Genomic DNA, 15,166 nt, shown 5'->3' with positions numbered 1-15,166 from the left:
GTCAACCAAACCCAGGGGCGCGTTCGCGTCAAGAGTTAGTAGGTGGTTCGTGCGCGTCAAGAGTTAGTAGGTGGTTCGGGAGAAAACTTCTCTTCATGGAAACCTCGCCGCCAGGATAGTCCCGGTACCTGCGCCATTAAGGGATCAAACTACTGAGGCTAGGCCGGCTTAGTTCCCGCAACACATGCTTCACCCATGGAGCTCCGGCAGAGGGTCCTCTCAATGCCGGCAACCCAGCTTTATGCCAACTCCCCGCCTCCTCTATCTTCCGCTTTACCTCCAACCGCACCGCCTGAGCCAAATGTTCTTGCCTGGCCAGCAGTACCGGCCAACGAGAAGTGTGCCTCCCGAGCACCCCGTTGGCTCGAGCAGCCAAAACCCGCGCCATCCTGTCTGCTCCTGCCTCCGTCCAGCTGGCTCCCAACCTCTTCATCCGCCGCGCCACGTTGTGCTGTACCTGCCCCTCTATGGCCCCCAGATGCTCCGCAGCAGAAGAGGTAACTATCCCCGACCAGTTCTCCTTGAGATACTGCCAGAGCTTCTCTATTCTCCTCCTCTTAGCCCCGCGAACTCTCCTTGCTACTCCTCCCAAAATCTCTTCTACCTTCTCCCGGTCCCCCAGATAAATGGCCTGCCTGATCCCACTATAGGCCTCCTCATCGTGCCAAAAAGCCTCTATAAGCCGCCGGTTCAAATGGTAAGGGTCCAAAACGTGCACTGCCCCGGGGAAGTAATCTACCCCCTGCTTGGCCCACTCCGCCCCGTCACTCCCAAGGTATATCTCCTTCACCTGACCCATGTCCCACCGGCTCGCTACCCCAGAGTAAACTTCCTCCCACATCCTCTCCCCTTCGCCTACACCGCTCGTTACCAGCTTGTCCTTTAAAGCCTTCCGGCCACCCCCAATCGCTTCTTTGCCTGTGTAAGCTACGAAGAGTTTGACCTCTTTCCTTTTCTCTCCGCTCCTTTGAAGCCTTACCACCACCCCGTCGGCCTCTATGTAAAGCCTGGAGGTCTTCTCTTTACCTCCGGGTGTCTCTCCCTTCTCAAAAACGGCTTCTCTCCTGGACTCTCCCTCCTGCCTGAGTGCTTCTCCTACTTCCTGCACGGCCTGCCACACCGCCATGGCGCTTATCCCAGGGACAAAATAACCGAGAATTTCCGCTGCCCGCCTGAAGGGTACTTCGCTCCCAAGCTTCACCGCCATCTCCTTCAAACGCGGCGTGCATCTAGACCTCTCCTGCCAGCCCAGAACCTCGTCAAGAAGAAACCTGGCCTCTCCCGTCTTTTTGTTCCTGTAAAGCCGCCTTTTTACTTTGAATTCCCCAAAGCTGCTAACTACGGTTCTTTCCCGGAAGCCTATCACTTTCCAGGTGCGCTTGTCCCGGGCGTTCACGAGCCAGGTGTCTATTTCCTCGAGGGCCCAGGCGAAGATCTTCACGCAAGCTTCTTGAGAGAGCTTGTGCACTTCTTCTTCGAGCTTGTAGAAGTCGCGGCATTCGGTAATTAGTTTGCTAACTTTCTCCCCCAGAAGAAGGATTAGGTCCGCGAGAGGTTGAATGTCTGAAATAGGTTGACTGTGCATGAGACCTCGCTCCTCCTTTCAGTCCATGAAAATTGTCCGTGAGGGGCGAGGTCTCCTCCTTCATTAACCTCCTCCGTCACCTACTGAAATTGTACGCCCTCCAGGGGCGCGTTTCGCGTCAAGAGCTAATAAGCAAACCTGAGAAAAACTCCCTGGAGCCTTATATTTCGTAAGCTCAGGAAAAAAGGGAGTGGCAGATAATCATCTGCTCCCGCCGCACTCCCACTCCTATCAGGGCTACCGGCACCCCGGTGAGTTCCTCAATTTTTTCCACGTAGCGACGCGCGTTATAGGGCAGGTCCTCCAGCCGGCGCACCTGGCTCACGTCTTCCGTCCAACCGGGGATCTCCTCGTACAAGGGCTGGCAAGAGCGCAACACCGAAAGGCTGGCCGGGAACTCGCGGATCTCTTCCCCCCGGTAGCGGTAACCGTAGCACAGTTTCAATGGGGCAACCCCGGTGAGCACATCCAATTTAGTCAAGCAGAGGTGGGAAAGGCCGTTGACTCGAGCGGCGTGGCGCACGATAACCGCGTCGAACCAGCCGCAGCGCCGGGGACGGCCGGTGGTGGTGCCGAACTCCCGCCCTCTCTCTCTGATTTCCCGGCCGAGCTCCCCAGGTAGTTCAGTGGGAAAAGGGCCCTCGCCCACCCGGGTAGTGTAAGCCTTGGCCACCCCCAGCACGTAATCGATGGCTCGCGGCCCCACGCCCGCGCCGATGCACACCCCTCCGGCCGTGGGGTAGGAGGAGGTGACGAAAGGATAAGTGCCGTGGTCGAGATCCAACAGAGTACCCTGCGCCCCTTCGAATAGCACGTGACGGCCCTCAGCCAGACTTTGGCTCAGAACCAGGCTGGTATCGGTCACGTAGGGGCGTAAGCGCTCGGCGTAACCCTGATACTCCCGATAAACCTCCTCGTACTTTACCCCCTCTTTGCCGTAAACCTTGCTCAAAAGCTGGTTCTTATAATCTACCGCCTCAGCCAGAAGGTGGGGGAAATCCTCGCTTAAAAGATCGATCACCCGCAGACCGGTGCGGGCCGCTTTATCGGTATAGGCCGGGCCGATGCCGCGACGGGTGGTGCCTATCTGCCCCCGGCCGCGCCGTTCCTCCTCGGCGGCGTCCAGCAAGCGGTGGTAAGGAAGAATAAGGTGGGCGCGCTCGCTTACCAGCAAGCGCGCCAAAGTGAAACCGCGCCGGGTTAACGCTTCGATCTCCTCGAAGAGCACCGCCGGATCGATCACCACTCCATTACCAATAATGCAAGTTTTATCCGGGTAAAGAATGCCCGAGGGCAGGAGGTGGAGGCGGAACTCTTCTTCCCCCACCACCACCGTGTGGCCGGCGTTATTGCCTCCCTGGTAGCGCACCACCAGATCGGCGCGGGCGGCCAAAAAGTCGGTCACCTTGCCCTTGCCCTCGTCGCCCCATTGCACACCCACCAGAGCCACTGTGGCCAAAATCATTCACCTCCCAAACGTTGCAATATCTCTCGCGCCACCGCCACCCCAGAAGCCGAAGCCTGAACCAGACCCCTGGTGACCCCGGCGCCGTCACCGATAGCGAATAGACCCTTAATTTGCGTTTCTAGACGCGGAGTTAGCTCCAGACGGGAAGAATAAAATTTAACCTCCGCTCCGTAAAGCAGGGTGTCCCGCGAAAACACACCCGGTGCCAGCTTATCCAGGGCCTCCAGCATCTCCATGATCCCCACCAGGTGACGGTAAGGCAGCACCAGGCTCAGATCCCCCGGGGTGGCCAGCGTGAGGGTGGGGCGCACCAAGCCCTTGGCCAAGCGTTCCGGGGTGCTGCGCCGGCCAGCCAGCAAATCTCCCACCCGCTGGACGATAACGCCATTGCTCAGAAGGTTGGCCAAGCTGGCCACATGACGCCCGTAGGCGATTGGCTCCTTGAAAGGTTCGGTGAAGCTCTTGCTAACCAACACGGCGAAATTGGTGTTCTCCGTCTTGCGGTAAGCGTGAGCGTGCCCGTTGACGGTTATCACTCCGTCGGCGTTCTCTACCACCACTTCGCCGTAAGGATTCATGCAGAAAGTCCGCACCTTATCCTCAAAAGTGCGGGAGTAGTAGATGCATTTAAACTCGTAAAAGAGGCGTGTCAGCGGCTCCATAACCACCGCCGGCACTTCCACCCGCACGCCTATATCGACGGGGTTGACCACCATATTGAGCTTGAGGCGCTTGGCTTCGTGCCGCAGCCAGTTGGAGCCCTCTCGCCCCGGCGCCACCACCACCCAGCGCGCGGTTAAAGTGCTACCGTCCGCCAACCTGACTCCTCGTGCGCGGCGCCGTTGGGTCAAAAGGGCCTTGACTTCGCTCTTCATCCGGATCTCTACCCGATCCTGTAGATATTCGCGCATACGGGTCAAGACCTCAGCGCACCGCCCCGTCCCCAGGTGGCGGATAGGGAGGTGCACCACTCTTAGCCCGGCAAACACGGCCCGGCGCATGACCTCTTCGTACGCGGGCTCTTTCCCCAACCCGTAAATTTCATCCGGGGCGCCAAACTCCCGATAAATACTATCCACGTAATCGATTAACTCTTCCAGGCGGTCCCGCCCCAGGTACTCCTCCAACACCCCCCCAACTTCCGGGGAAAGGGTGAGTTTACCATCGCTAAAGGCGCCGGCCCCGCCCCAGCCGCACATGATGGAGCAAGTGGGGCAATGGCGGCAAAAATCTCCCTTGGCGTGAGCCGGGCAAAAACGCTGCCCCAACTCCGGGCCTTTATCGAGCAGAGCCACGCGGAGCCCGGACTGCCGCCGCACCAGCTCCAGCGCCGTAAATATCCCCGCCGGGCCTGCCCCCACGATCAAGACATCGTAATCCTTTTGAACCATTTCTTCCCCTCTCACCGTCCGAGCCCATTTAAAAATCGAAATCCTTGGCCAGGGTGACAAAACAGGTGAACTCTCGCAGAAAAGCCAGTTCCGCCGTGCCCGTGGGGCCGTTACGCTGCTTGGCCACAATCACTTCGGCCACGCCAGGTTTTTCTGCCTCTTCCCGGTAGTAATCCTCGCGGTAGATAAACATGACCACGTCCGCATCCTGTTCCAGGCTGCCGCTCTCCCGCAGGTCGGAGAGTTGCGGCCTTTTATCCTGGCGGCTCTCAGTGGCCCGGCTCAATTGACTCAAGGCCAGCACCGGGCAGTTGAGCTCCTTCGCCAGGTGCTTCAGGCTCCGGGAAACATAAGCTATCTCCTGCTGGCGATTCTCCGAGCGGCGGGGAGAATGCACCAACTGCAAATAGTCTACCACCAGCAACCCCAGACCACCGGCCTGAGCCTTGAGACGGCGAGCCCGGGCGCGCAAGTCGCGCACCGAAAGCCCCGGAGTGTCATCAATGTACAGGGGCAAGGGGGCCAACTGCGCCGCCGCTTGGGAAAGGCGCACCCAGTCGTCGTCGCTGAACTCGGCCGTTCGCACCCGCCGGTGATCCACCCGCGCCTCCGCCGCCAGGAGCCGTTGAATCAATTGCTCCCGAGACATTTCCAGGCTGAAGAAACCCACCGGAAGACTCACTTCCCGCGCCACGTTCAGACTGAGCGAGAGAGCCAGGCTGGTCTTGCCCATGCCCGGGCGAGAAGCCAGAATGATTAGGTCCTGAGGCCAAAGCCCCGAGAGTAACCCGTCCAGCTCTTCAAAACCGGTGGGCAGACCTAGCATTTTACCCCGGTAGCGAAAGGCCTCTTCCAGCCGCGCCAGCACCGCCTCCAGCACCTCTCCCAGGGTGAGAAAAGAGGAACCCAACTCGCTGGCCGAGAGATCGGCCAGCCAGGACTCCGCCTCCACTAAGAGCTGGCGAGCGTCACGGGCTTCCTCCATGCCTATATCCCTTATCCGCGTAGCCACCTGGATTAAGCCCCGAAGCAGGGCTTTGTCCCGCACCAGACGGGCGTAATGCTCAGCGTGGGCAGCGGTGGGCACCATGTCCACCAAACTGGCCACGTAGGCCACACCCCCAGCCTCATCCAAGCGCCCCTTCTGGCGCAGGTGCTCGGTTACGGTGATCAGGTCGATAGGTTGACCTTCGTCCTGGAGGTCCAGCAGCGCTTCGTATATCACCCGGTGCGCTCCCTCGTAAAAATCTTCCGGGCGCACCAGTTCCTGCACCTCTTCCAGCACCTCCGGGGCCAAGAACACAGCTCCCAAAAGTGCCTGCTCGGCCGAAACGCTCTGCGGGAGTTGGGCCAACTAACTCACCCCTTCACTCCTGCTCCACGGCTACCTTGATCTTCCCCACCACCCCGGCCGCCAGCCGGACCTCCACCGTATATTCTCCGAGCTCCTTGATTGGGCTGGCTAGCAGCACTTGCTTTTTGTCCACCTGCAAGTTCAGGTTCCGCGCCAGCGCGGCAGCGATCTCTTTGGCGGTGACCGCGCCGAACAGTTTGCCGCCCTCTCCGGCCCGCGCTTTCAAGGTGAGGGTAGTGGTGGCCAGCTGCTGAGCCAGTCGCTTGGCTGCCTCCAACCGCGCCGCCTTGGCTTGGGCTTTCTGCTCCTCCCGGCGCTTGATCTCCGCCAGCCGCTTATCGTCCACCGGCTCTGCCAGGCGTCGAGGGATCAGATAGTTGCGGGCGTACCCCTCCGCCACCGTAACCACCGTCCCCGCCTTGCCCAGCGAGGGCACGTCCTGAAGCAAAACCACGCGCATTCGCATCCCCCCTCAGCAAAAAGCGGGGTGCCTTCCCACCCCGCAGCAGGTCCCCAGAGAACAGCACCTATACCGGTCATCCACCGTGCTTAATCGCTCACGAAGGGCAAAAGGGCCATGATCCGAGCTCGCTTAATGGCCACCGTGAGCATCCGTTGGTGCCGCGCGCAATTGCCTGTCACGCGGCGGGGCAGGATCTTACCCCGATCCGAGACGAACTTTTTCAAGCGATTAACGTCCTTATAGTCGATGTGCTCTATCTTTTCCACGCAGAAGCTGCAAATGCGCTTCTTTCGGCGCGAGCGCCGTTCCTTTTTCACCTCTGCTCCTCCTCCAAACTAAAACGGAATGTCTCCATCGTCGTCAGAAAAATCCACTACTTCCCCCAGACCCAGGTCATCCTGGCCCGTCCCGGAGGGCGCCTCCTTCTCCGCGTCCGCTCGGGGGCGGTCCAGAAAGCGAACGTTATCCGCCACCACTTCAGCGGCGCGCCGCCTTATCCCTTGACTGTCGTCGTAAGAGCGGATTTGCAACCGCCCTTCCACCGCCACCAGGCGCCCTTTGGTCAGGTTGCGATGACAGATCTCGGCCAGATTGGACCATACCACCACGTCAATAAAGTCCGTCTGGCGCTGGGCTTGCCGGCTACTTCCCGGGCGGTCCACCGCTACGGTGAACCCCCCCACCGGCGTGCCCGACGAAGTATAACGCAGCTCGGGATCACGCACCAACCGACCGATCAGAATGACCCGGTTTAACAAAGCCTGAACCTCCTAAGCGCCCTTGCGGACCACAATATGGCGGAGAACATCGCCGGTTATTTTAAAGACCCGGTCGAGCTCATTCACCACCGGCGACTCGGCTTGAAAGGCCATGACCACATAATAGCCTTCCCGTTCCTTGTCGATGGGATAGGCCAGCCTCCGCTTCCCCCAGCGATCCACGTTTACCACCGTGCCGCCCTTCTCTTCCACGATCTTCTTAAATTTCTCCACCACAGCCTCGACGGCCTCTTCCTCCAGTTGCGGGCGGACGATGTACATGGTTTCGTAATCCGGCATTCCTTCACCTCCCCTCGGTCTTAGCGGCTCCAACCCCACGTTGGAGCAGGGAAGCCGTTGTTATATTACCATAACCATCAGATAGGGGCAAGACAACATCCTGAGCGGGTTCGCTGAGCTTCAGACTCCTGCGCCCGTCCTCCCCAGGAGCCGCCCGGCGCAGCAAAGCGTGGCGGCCCGCGTGACCTCCTCCCACCATTAAAAAGGTGGGCTTTCCCGGCAGCTTCTCGCAAAGCGCGCTGCCCCGTGAACGCCGGCAGCTAGTCCGCCCGGTTTCCACCACCCCCGCGCTCCGGCAACGAGCGCAGGGACCGCAACAGCTTCTCCCGGGGCCAAAGCACCACGCGCCCGCAGCCGCAGCAGCGCAGACGCACATCCACGCCGGTACGCAGCACTTCCCAAGTATCGCTGCCGCAGGGGTGAGGCTTTTTCAAGCGCACCCGCATCCCTACCTCCAGCTTCACCATAAGAGCTGGTCCTCCCGGCGCAGCGCCGGAGCTAAAACTTTGGCTAACTGCCAAAACTCCTTAAAGTAAGGGGCCAGGCGGCTGGTAGCCAACAGCGGCGCCAGCGGGTTAGGAGTTCCCGGGGGTAAAGAGACCGCGGCGACCTTCTGAGCCAGCAGAAAGAGCACGGCGCTGAACAGGAATCCTACCAACAACCCCAGCCCCAGCCCTGCCAACCGGTCGATCAAGGGGAAGGCCAGGGGCCGCACCAAGCTCGTGAAGACGGTGGCGGTGAAAAGAAAAACCCTGGCAGCAAGCAACAAGAGAGCCAGAAAGCATATTCCCCCCAGAAGCATCGCCGCCAGCTGATGGGCCATCACCTCCGCCACCGCCGGACCCAGATTTTTCGCCAAGTAGGGGAGCAATAACTGCGCCAGTTTGGCGGAGCAATGCCAGTTGCGATCCAGAAACTCGGCCAAAGGGGCAGTGTAACGAGTGGCCGCCATATACCCAATTACAAGCGCCGCCAAGCGCAAAAGGCCGAGGATTAACCCTCGCCTCCAGCCGCTCCAGGCGCTCACAACTATTACCAGCAACAGTAAAACATCGAACCAATTCATACCCGCCGCTCCATTCGTCCCTTTGCTTAACTGGTTTCGTTAACCTGAGGCATAGTTCCTCCTGCCGCCCGGGGCGTATGAAAGAAAAAAAACTGGTCATAATGGAAAGGGGAGGTGAACCGCAGGTGCGAGAGGACCACTTGCCTAGCTGCCAGCAAGTCGGCACAATGCCAGTGCGCTTTCGCATCCCTTACCATCATCCAGAGGCCGTTAACCGGATAGCCGCAGAACTAGGCGCTCACCTTCAACCCGAGCTCCAAAGCGGCAGCTCCCTGGTTTTGCTTTGTTTGGGCACTGATCGTTCTACCGGCGATGCCCTGGGGCCACTGGTGGGCAGCCAGGTGGAGGCAGCCAGAACCTCTCCCTATCATGTGTATGGCACCCTGGCTGAACCGGTGCATGCCGCCAATCTGCCCGACAAGCTAAAAGAGATTCGTGCTTGTCACCATCGACCCTTTGTTTTAGCGGTGGACGCTTCGCTGGGTAACAGCGAAAGCGTGGGTTACATTAACGTGGGGACAGGTCCTCTACTCCCCGGCGCAGGAGTGAAAAAGAACCTGCCCCCAGTCGGGGATCTCCACATCACGGGAGTGGTCAATGTGGGAGGATTTCTAGAGTACCTGGTGCTGCAAAACACCCGCCTCAACCTGGTGATGCGACAGGCACAAGTGATCGCTCAAGCCTTGCTGCAAGCCATCGATCACCCTCAGTCCCTAAAGCTAATCGCCTCCGTGTGAACCGTCCTTTCCCTGCCAAGGCCGGGCGGGGAGAGCTTGAAAAAGCGATTTACGCTCGGGGACCGAGCTCTTCTAGCAGAGCGATTACTTCTTCGTCCGTGGTCTGGGGAAAATCCTCGTAAAACTGCCCCACAGCCATAAATAGTTCCGGAGCGTAAAGACATACCAGCTCGTCCACCTCTGGGCGGAGGGAAGCCAGAGTGTCGGGCGGAGCCACGGGAACTGCCAGGATAATCTCCCGCGGGCCGGCACGGCGGAGCGAGCGCAACGCCGCCAGCACGGTGAAACCGGTGGCTATGCCGTCATCGGTCAGAATAATCGTGCGCCCGCGCCAGGAAATCGGTGGGAGGGAAGCCCGGTAGCGCTGCAAGCGCCTTTTTACTTCCGCCAGCGCCTCCTGCACCAACCGCTCCCTCTCCGCTTCTGTCACCCCCAGCTGGCGCACCAAAGCCTCGTTAAAGATGGGTACACCGTCTTGAGTCACAGCCCCAATAGCCAGTTCCGGATTGCCGGGAGCACCGATTTTGCGAGGGATAATCACATCCAAAGGCAAGTTCAATTCCCGCGCGATTTCAGCTCCCACCACCACACCGCCCCGGGGTATGCCCAGCACCAAGCCCTGGGGATATTCCCTGCCTCTGAGCCGCTCGGCCAAGCGCCGGCCCGCATCCACTCGATCGGTGAACAATTCAATCACCCCTTTGGCTGGAGGAAGCCAGCACTTCCTCTTCTTCTTGTGCTAGTCTGGCTCGCGCTGCCCCTCCCTTAATCTCTTTAGCGTAAACCCGCGTCTCCCGGCGACCGTAAAGCCCCGTTAAAATAAAACCGCTACCCTCGCCATCCAGCAGCGTGGCGCTGAAACTTAACTCCCCGCCCACATCGGGGAAAGCGTTGTAACGCTTGAGCACAGGGGTACGCACGCACCGGCGCAGTTCCCGAGCGGTCTCCTCCTGCCGCTGGGCCAATTCTTCCAGGAACTTGCGGATGCTCTGCAACTCCCGGTTTACAGCGGCAAAACGGGCCGCCGCCCCGGGCTCATCGGTTTGATCGAGTTGCTGCTGCAAGCGCAGCAGCAACTGCAGCCGGCGGCTACACCGCCAGGAGAAAAACAGGGACCAGACGACCATTAAGGCCAGCGCACCGCACAGGTAAGGGCCGTAAGCTAACCACAACTCTACCACTCGCTACTCACCTTCTACCGCTTGGTTTAAACCCGATATTTTTCCCGCATCGCGCACAGCTGTTGATAAGAGGGGGGATCCAGCGCCGACCAAAGCTCCATATCGAGGCGCTCCAAGAGCGCTTGCAGATCCTTACCGCGCACCATCCATTGGTAATAGAAGCGGCCGGCGTGGGAATAGGGGCCGTAAAGACGGGAACCAGGAACTTGCTCCACCAACCAGCGAAAGAGAAGCTCGTGTTTCCCGTGCATCCGCAGAGTCACCTGGGCTTGACGCCCGTCTCCGCCGAAATGCCCCCCTCCCAGGAGCAGGCCCATGATCAAACCCCGCGCTAGATCGTCTGAGACCGGTTTGTGTTTCACCGCCAAGTTTCTCGTGAAACCTTCCCCAGAACCCCTCCCCTCGGGGGCGGGATCCGAAGGCCGGAGACGACGCCGGATGGCCTGTTCCAGCGCTCGCACCGACATCCCCCGCTGCACCGCCCTGGTGGCAAAGAGCTCTTGCTCCACTTCCGGCAAAGCCAATAACGCGCGGGCGTGGCCGGCCGTCAATTGCCCTTGGCGCAAAAACTGGAGCACCCGGGGGGGGAGGTTGAGCAAGCGCAAAGTGTTAGTGACCGCCACTCTGCTTTTACCCACCCGGCGGGCCACCTCCTCCTGCGTGAGCCCGAACTCCTCGATCAGCCGGCGATAAGCGTCCGCTTCTTCCAGTGGGTTAAGCTCCTGCCGGTGCAGGTTTTCCACCAGCAAGGCGCAAGCGGTGCTTAAATCGTCATAGGAGCGCACCAGGGCGGGGATGGTCTCCCAGCCCAATAAGCGGCAAGCCCGCCAGCGGCGCTCTCCCGCCACCAATTCATAGCCCTCACCTAGCGGCCGCACCACTACCGGATGCAGGAGACCGTACTCGGCGATGGAGGTAGCCAGAGAGCGCAATTCCTCCTCGTCCCATTCGCGGCGCGCCTGGCGAGGATTTGGCTTAATCGCTTCCAGGGAAATTTGGCGCACTTCCTCACCGGAAACGGTGATCGGCGGAATGAGGGCGTCTAACCCCTTCCCCAACCCCCTAGCTTTGGGCACGACTCATCACCTCCCGGGCCAGCTCGAAATAGACTTCCGCTCCCCTGCTACGGGGATCGTATATGGCTGCGGGTTTGCCGTGGCTAGGCGCTTCGCCTAGCCGGACGTTGCGGGGAATCACGGTCCGGTACACCTGGCCCCGAAAATGCTTCTTAACCTCTTCCGCCACCTGGATGGAGAGATTGGTGCGGCCGTCGAACATGGTCAGCAATATCCCCTCCAGCTTCAGCCCGGGGTTAAGACGCCTCTTGACTAATTGGATGGTGTTCAATAGATGCCCCAGCCCCTCAAGAGCATAATACTCGCATTGGATGGGGATGAGCACTCCGTGGGCCGCTACCAGAGCGTTGAGCGTGAGAACCCCCAGAGAAGGAGGGCAATCAATTAGAACAAATTGGTACTTAGGCAGCAGAGGCGTCAGAGCTCGGCGCAACAAAGTCTCGCGCTCCGGTACTCCCACCAACTCTACCTCCGCCCCCGCCAACTCAATGTTGGACGGCAAAAGCCCCAGCCCAGGTACCGAGGGGCAGGGAAGTACCAGATCCTCTGCCGTGGCTTCTCCCAGCAAAACCTGATAAATGGTCCGCCGCAGCTTAAAAGGGGAAATGCCCAGACCACTGGTAGCGTTCCCCTGAGGATCGATGTCTACCACCAGCACCTTCTGTCCCAGCAAGGCCAGAGAAGCTCCCAGGTTGATCACCGTGGTGGTTTTGGCTACTCCACCCTTCTGGTTGGCCACAGCAATTACCTTTGCCATCCTCATAACCCGCCCCGTCTCATGTATTCAACAATTCTCGCGCCATTTCCTTCCTGCCGGCAAAGGACCCAGGGGGCGTTTCCGCACCTGGGCCGAGCTCCGAGGATAGCGTTCTGGAGTGGGGGCCACCTTGCGTATCCACACCAGAACCCGTCGAATTCCACCTGGCAAAGCGTAGGAACGCACCTCCTCCACCTTTCCACCCAACAGGGAGAGGGCGGCGCTGGCCTGAGCCACTTCCTCTTCAGCGCGAGGCCCCTTGTAGGCCAGCACCCCTCCCCCCAGAGCGGCGAAAGGAAGGGTGTACTCCAGCAATTGCGCCATGGGAGCTACCGCCCGAGCCAACACCCAGTCAAATCGCTCCCGGTACTCCGAACGAGCTCCGTATTCCTCCGCCCGGCCCCAAACCACCCGGCAATTGGTCAAGGAAAGATCGCGCACCACCAGCGAGAGGAAGTCCGCTTTTTTGCGGGTAGCCTCCATCAAAACGAAGGATACCCGGGGCAGGGCTACTGCCAGGGGTACCCCGGGGAAACCTGCCCCACTCCCCACATCCAGACAAGGACCCTCAGGAGGGGAGAAGAAAGACAAGGGAGCCAGGGAATCCAAATAGTGAAGCGCGGCTGCCTTCTCGAGTTCGTCCACCGCGGTGAGATTACAGCGCCGATTCCACTCCCGGACGAGAACGAAGTGGCGCCACAAACCCTCTAAAGCGCTACAGGGAAGCGTTATCCCCTGAGCTCGCAAGCCTTCCTGCAAAAGGGCTATGAAACGATCCTTTTCGCTCATGCTCGCCTCAAGCAAAATAAATCCCCTCGCCACCGAGGGGTAAGTCTCTATTGCACCAGCCCATCCTTAGCCGCGTCGCCCTTTACTTGCGCGGAGCGATAACAATTTTGCGAAAGGGCTCTTCCCCTTCGCTGAAGGTGTAGATATCGTCACGCCCCCTCAGAGTCATGTGAATGACCCGTCGCTCCTGAGGACTCATAGGTTCCAACACGATATTGCGCCCCTGCTTCTTGGCCTTCTCGGCCAGGCGCAGGGCCAGAGCCCGCAAGGTGTTTTCCCTCTTCCTCCGGTACCCACCCACATCCAGCCAAACCCGCTTTTTAGACCCGGCGTTGCGTCCAGCCGCCAGCCCCAGCAAGTATTGCAAGGCGTTCAGAGTCTCACCCCGCCTACCGATAAGTACCCCGAGATTGACGCCCTCCACCTCCAGGGTAATACTCTCCTCGTCTTCCTGCATTTGCACTTTGCCCTCCAGGGCCATGACCCGCAGAATATCCTCCATCAATTGGCGCGCCCTCTCCCCAGGAGTAGCCTTCCGCACCACCCGCACCTTGGCCGGACGCGAGCCAATAAAGCCCAACAAACCCCGGTTTGGCTCCTCCAGCACCTCCACGCTGACCTCTTCAGGGCTAGCCTCCAACTCGGCCAGCGCCGCCTTAACTGCTTCTTCCACCGACTTACCGCTTTTGATCACTTCCTGCAAGCTCACTCGCCCCCTTCCTACCCGTGAGCAAGCGCTTGTTGAAAAAGTGCTGCTGCAACACACTCAGCAGGTTGTAAACTACCCAGTACAAAGCCAAACCAGCAGGCAGGGTAGAACTGATCCAGAGGATCATGCCGGACATCAACATACCCATCAGCCGCTGCTGTTGCTCCTGCCCCGCCACTTGCGGGGTGATCTTCATTTGCCAGTAGGTAGTTATCCCCGCCAATACCGGCAGGATGAAATAGGGATCGGTATGGCTGAGACTAGGAATCCAGAGAAAACGAGCGTGCTCCGCCACCGCGTAAGGAAAGCTCAGCAAGGCGCGGTAAAGGGCTATAAGAATGGGCAGCTGGATAAACAAGGGCAGGCATCCCGCCATCGGGTTAACGTTGTGCTCCCGATACAGCTCCATCAGCTTCTGCTGCATTTTTTGCGGATCTTTCTTATACTTTTCCTGCAACTCCTTAATTTTGGGGTGGAGTTGCTGCATGGCCACCACCGAGCGCATCTGTCGATAATTCAGGGGGAAAAGCACTACCCGCACCAGAACGGTTAACATAATAATGGCCAGGCCGTAATTAGGAATCCCCATAACCGAGGTAGCCTTGTAGAGCCACACCAACAAAGTGGTCATGCCTCCGACCAGTTTGGCAAACAACTCTCCCAACGCAACAAATCCTCCTTAAGACTTTAGGGCACCGGGTCGTACCCCCCGGGATTGAAAGGGTGGCAACGCAGCAGGCGTCTCCCTGCCAAGAGCAAACCCCGGCAAGCGCCATAGCGAGCGATGGCTTCGTAAGCGTAAGCCGAACAGGAGGGGTAAAAGCGACACCGCGCTGGCAAACAAGGAGAAATAACGGTTTGATAAAACTTAATCAAGCCTAATAACAATTTTTTCACTTAGGGCCACCCCGCCGCAAAGCTTCGCGCACGTCAGCTTCTATCTCCTGATAAGAAGCTTTCGCGGACGCGTCACGTCCTAATAGAATGTAGTCGTAACCGGGCCGGAAGAGCTCCGGATTCAGGCGATACACCTCGCGCAGGAGCCGGCGCACCCGGTTCCGCTTCACCGCCGTGCCCACCTTCCGGCTCACCGTCAATCCAACCCGACGGCAAGAAAGACGGTTGGGGCGAAAATAAACGACCACCAATCGACCCACCGCCCGGCGCCCCTCTTTGAAGACCGCATTAAATCCGGCCCGACTTAGCTCCACGCGCTCGCCCGGCACTTAAATCAAACCGCCAGCCGCTTCCTCCCCTTCAGACGACGCCGCTTTAAAACTCGCCTTCCCCCCGGTGTTCGCATACGGCTAAGAAAGCCGTGCACGCGTTGCCGCCTTCTCCTTTTGGGCTGATAAGTCCTCTTCAATGTTCCTTCACCCCCGCCACCCCATAAAGATACAGAGAAATTATATCCTAAGCTTTCTCTAAGGGTCAAGCTTATAACAAATATTGGAAAATTAGGGCTGTTGATAACCCGGTCCCCCTCTGATACGATAACAAAAAGAGAGGCATAGGGTTTTCCACAAGCTGTG

At 59.2% G+C, this 15,166-nt stretch carries 22 protein-coding genes; 1 reads left to right on the top strand and 21 read right to left on the bottom strand.

Annotated elements, in window-relative coordinates; translation table 11 throughout:
- Positions 1-136 precede the first annotated feature (136 nt).
- From ACTLLP_RS09730 to ACTLLP_RS09680, 11 genes are all read right to left on the bottom strand, one after another.
- Positions 137-1,585 carry an ISLre2 family transposase gene (locus tag ACTLLP_RS09730; RefSeq protein WP_441059374.1) on the bottom strand — a complete coding sequence of 483 codons (1,449 nt, stop codon included), beginning with the start codon at positions 1,583-1,585 and terminating at the stop codon, positions 137-139.
- A 175-nt stretch (positions 1,586-1,760) separates the two neighbouring features.
- Positions 1,761-3,044 carry an adenylosuccinate synthase gene (locus ACTLLP_RS09725; protein ID WP_441059372.1) on the bottom strand — a complete coding sequence of 428 codons (1,284 nt, stop codon included), beginning with the start codon at positions 3,042-3,044 and terminating at the stop codon, positions 1,761-1,763.
- Between the two features lie 2 nt (positions 3,045-3,046).
- The gene (locus ACTLLP_RS09720; protein WP_441059370.1) at positions 3,047-4,444 is read right to left on the bottom strand and encodes an NAD(P)/FAD-dependent oxidoreductase; all 1,398 of its coding nucleotides are present in this window, start codon (positions 4,442-4,444) and stop codon (positions 3,047-3,049) included.
- Positions 4,445-4,472: 28 nt separating this feature from the next.
- Positions 4,473-5,798, bottom strand: a complete 1,326-nt coding sequence (gene dnaB, locus ACTLLP_RS09715) for a replicative DNA helicase (RefSeq protein ID WP_441059368.1) — start codon at positions 5,796-5,798, stop codon at positions 4,473-4,475.
- 13 nt (positions 5,799-5,811) lie between these two features.
- Positions 5,812-6,258 (bottom strand): 50S ribosomal protein L9, encoded by a 447-nt coding sequence (rplI, locus tag ACTLLP_RS09710; protein WP_441059366.1) that lies wholly within the window; start codon positions 6,256-6,258, stop codon positions 5,812-5,814.
- Positions 6,259-6,347: 89 nt separating this feature from the next.
- A complete protein-coding gene (rpsR, locus tag ACTLLP_RS09705) occupies positions 6,348-6,578 on the bottom strand; it encodes a 30S ribosomal protein S18 (RefSeq protein WP_441059365.1) in 231 nt (76 codons plus the stop codon).
- 18 nt (positions 6,579-6,596) lie between these two features.
- A complete protein-coding gene (locus ACTLLP_RS09700) occupies positions 6,597-7,019 on the bottom strand; it encodes a single-stranded DNA-binding protein (RefSeq protein WP_441059363.1) in 423 nt (140 codons plus the stop codon).
- A gap of 12 nt (positions 7,020-7,031) precedes the next feature.
- Complete coding sequence (gene rpsF / locus ACTLLP_RS09695; RefSeq protein WP_441059362.1) at positions 7,032-7,319, bottom strand: 30S ribosomal protein S6; 288 nt, start codon at positions 7,317-7,319, stop codon at positions 7,032-7,034.
- Between the two features lie 4 nt (positions 7,320-7,323).
- Complete coding sequence (locus tag ACTLLP_RS09690; RefSeq protein WP_441059360.1) at positions 7,324-7,599, bottom strand: hypothetical protein; 276 nt, start codon at positions 7,597-7,599, stop codon at positions 7,324-7,326.
- Positions 7,580-7,786, bottom strand: coding sequence for a DUF951 domain-containing protein (locus ACTLLP_RS09685; protein ID WP_441059358.1), 207 nt, complete (start codon positions 7,784-7,786; stop codon positions 7,580-7,582). Before ACTLLP_RS09685 ends, ACTLLP_RS09690 begins: the two co-directional genes overlap by 20 nt.
- On the bottom strand, positions 7,780-8,385 hold the full coding sequence (locus ACTLLP_RS09680; protein ID WP_441059357.1) for a CvpA family protein: 606 nt from the start codon (positions 8,383-8,385) through the stop codon (positions 7,780-7,782). The genes ACTLLP_RS09685 and ACTLLP_RS09680 overlap by 7 nt, the downstream gene beginning before the upstream one ends.
- Positions 8,386-8,510: 125 nt before the next feature.
- On the opposite strand from ACTLLP_RS09680, the gene yyaC reads away from it, so the two are divergent.
- Positions 8,511-9,122, top strand: a complete 612-nt coding sequence (gene yyaC / locus ACTLLP_RS09675) for a spore protease YyaC (RefSeq protein ID WP_441059355.1) — start codon at positions 8,511-8,513, stop codon at positions 9,120-9,122.
- A 49-nt stretch (positions 9,123-9,171) separates the two neighbouring features.
- On the opposite strand, the gene ACTLLP_RS09670 is transcribed toward yyaC, so the two are convergent.
- The 10 genes from ACTLLP_RS09670 to rpmH all read right to left on the bottom strand — a co-directional run bounded on the left by ACTLLP_RS09670 (position 9,172) and on the right by rpmH (position 15,000).
- Positions 9,172-9,810, bottom strand: coding sequence for a phosphoribosyltransferase (locus ACTLLP_RS09670; protein WP_441059353.1), 639 nt, complete (start codon positions 9,808-9,810; stop codon positions 9,172-9,174).
- Position 9,811: 1 nt separating this feature from the next.
- Positions 9,812-10,303 carry a DUF4446 family protein gene (locus tag ACTLLP_RS09665; RefSeq protein ID WP_441059351.1) on the bottom strand — a complete coding sequence of 164 codons (492 nt, stop codon included), beginning with the start codon at positions 10,301-10,303 and terminating at the stop codon, positions 9,812-9,814.
- 26 nt (positions 10,304-10,329) lie between these two features.
- On the bottom strand, positions 10,330-11,379 hold the full coding sequence (locus ACTLLP_RS09660) for a ParB/RepB/Spo0J family partition protein (protein ID WP_441059349.1): 1,050 nt from the start codon (positions 11,377-11,379) through the stop codon (positions 10,330-10,332).
- Positions 11,366-12,136 carry a ParA family protein gene (locus ACTLLP_RS09655; protein ID WP_441059347.1) on the bottom strand — a complete coding sequence of 257 codons (771 nt, stop codon included), beginning with the start codon at positions 12,134-12,136 and terminating at the stop codon, positions 11,366-11,368. The genes ACTLLP_RS09660 and ACTLLP_RS09655 overlap by 14 nt, the downstream gene beginning before the upstream one ends.
- Positions 12,137-12,163: 27 nt before the next feature.
- On the bottom strand, positions 12,164-12,940 hold the full coding sequence (gene rsmG / locus ACTLLP_RS09650) for a 16S rRNA (guanine(527)-N(7))-methyltransferase RsmG (RefSeq protein WP_441059345.1): 777 nt from the start codon (positions 12,938-12,940) through the stop codon (positions 12,164-12,166).
- A gap of 67 nt (positions 12,941-13,007) precedes the next feature.
- Complete coding sequence (gene jag, locus ACTLLP_RS09645; protein ID WP_441059343.1) at positions 13,008-13,634, bottom strand: RNA-binding cell elongation regulator Jag/EloR; 627 nt, start codon at positions 13,632-13,634, stop codon at positions 13,008-13,010.
- The gene (locus ACTLLP_RS09640) at positions 13,603-14,298 is read right to left on the bottom strand and encodes a YidC/Oxa1 family membrane protein insertase (RefSeq protein WP_441059341.1); all 696 of its coding nucleotides are present in this window, start codon (positions 14,296-14,298) and stop codon (positions 13,603-13,605) included. Before ACTLLP_RS09640 ends, jag begins: the two co-directional genes overlap by 32 nt.
- A gap of 23 nt (positions 14,299-14,321) precedes the next feature.
- On the bottom strand, positions 14,322-14,531 hold the full coding sequence (gene yidD / locus ACTLLP_RS09635) for a membrane protein insertion efficiency factor YidD (RefSeq protein ID WP_441059339.1): 210 nt from the start codon (positions 14,529-14,531) through the stop codon (positions 14,322-14,324).
- On the bottom strand, positions 14,528-14,860 hold the full coding sequence (rnpA, locus tag ACTLLP_RS09630) for a ribonuclease P protein component (RefSeq protein ID WP_441059337.1): 333 nt from the start codon (positions 14,858-14,860) through the stop codon (positions 14,528-14,530). The genes yidD and rnpA overlap by 4 nt, the downstream gene beginning before the upstream one ends.
- Before the next feature lie 5 nt (positions 14,861-14,865).
- Entirely contained in the window at positions 14,866-15,000 is a 135-nt protein-coding gene (gene rpmH / locus ACTLLP_RS09625; protein ID WP_441059335.1) for a 50S ribosomal protein L34, read from the bottom strand.
- Between the last annotated feature and the right edge of the window lie 166 nt (positions 15,001-15,166).

Source organism: Desulfothermobacter acidiphilus, assembly GCF_052073645.1.
Lineage (GTDB): Bacteria > Bacillota > Desulfotomaculia > Desulfotomaculales > Ammonificaceae > Desulfothermobacter > Desulfothermobacter acidiphilus.
The sequence above is the reverse complement of the archived record's forward strand: the minus strand, read 5'-3'. Positions and strand labels throughout refer to the sequence as shown.

Coding starts and splice junctions, on each gene's coding strand:
- ACTLLP_RS09730 (WP_441059374.1), bottom strand. CDS start 1,585: ATGCACAGTCAACCTATTTCAGACATTCAACCTCTCGCGGACCTAATC.
- ACTLLP_RS09720 (WP_441059370.1), bottom strand. CDS start 4,444: ATGGTTCAAAAGGATTACGATGTCTTGATCGTGGGGGCAGGCCCGGCG.
- rplI (WP_441059366.1), bottom strand. CDS start 6,258: ATGCGCGTGGTTTTGCTTCAGGACGTGCCCTCGCTGGGCAAGGCGGGG.
- rpsF (WP_441059362.1), bottom strand. CDS start 7,319: ATGCCGGATTACGAAACCATGTACATCGTCCGCCCGCAACTGGAGGAA.
- ACTLLP_RS09685 (WP_441059358.1), bottom strand. CDS start 7,786: ATGGTGAAGCTGGAGGTAGGGATGCGGGTGCGCTTGAAAAAGCCTCAC.
- ACTLLP_RS09680 (WP_441059357.1), bottom strand. CDS start 8,385: ATGAATTGGTTCGATGTTTTACTGTTGCTGGTAATAGTTGTGAGCGCC.
- ACTLLP_RS09655 (WP_441059347.1), bottom strand. CDS start 12,136: ATGGCAAAGGTAATTGCTGTGGCCAACCAGAAGGGTGGAGTAGCCAAA.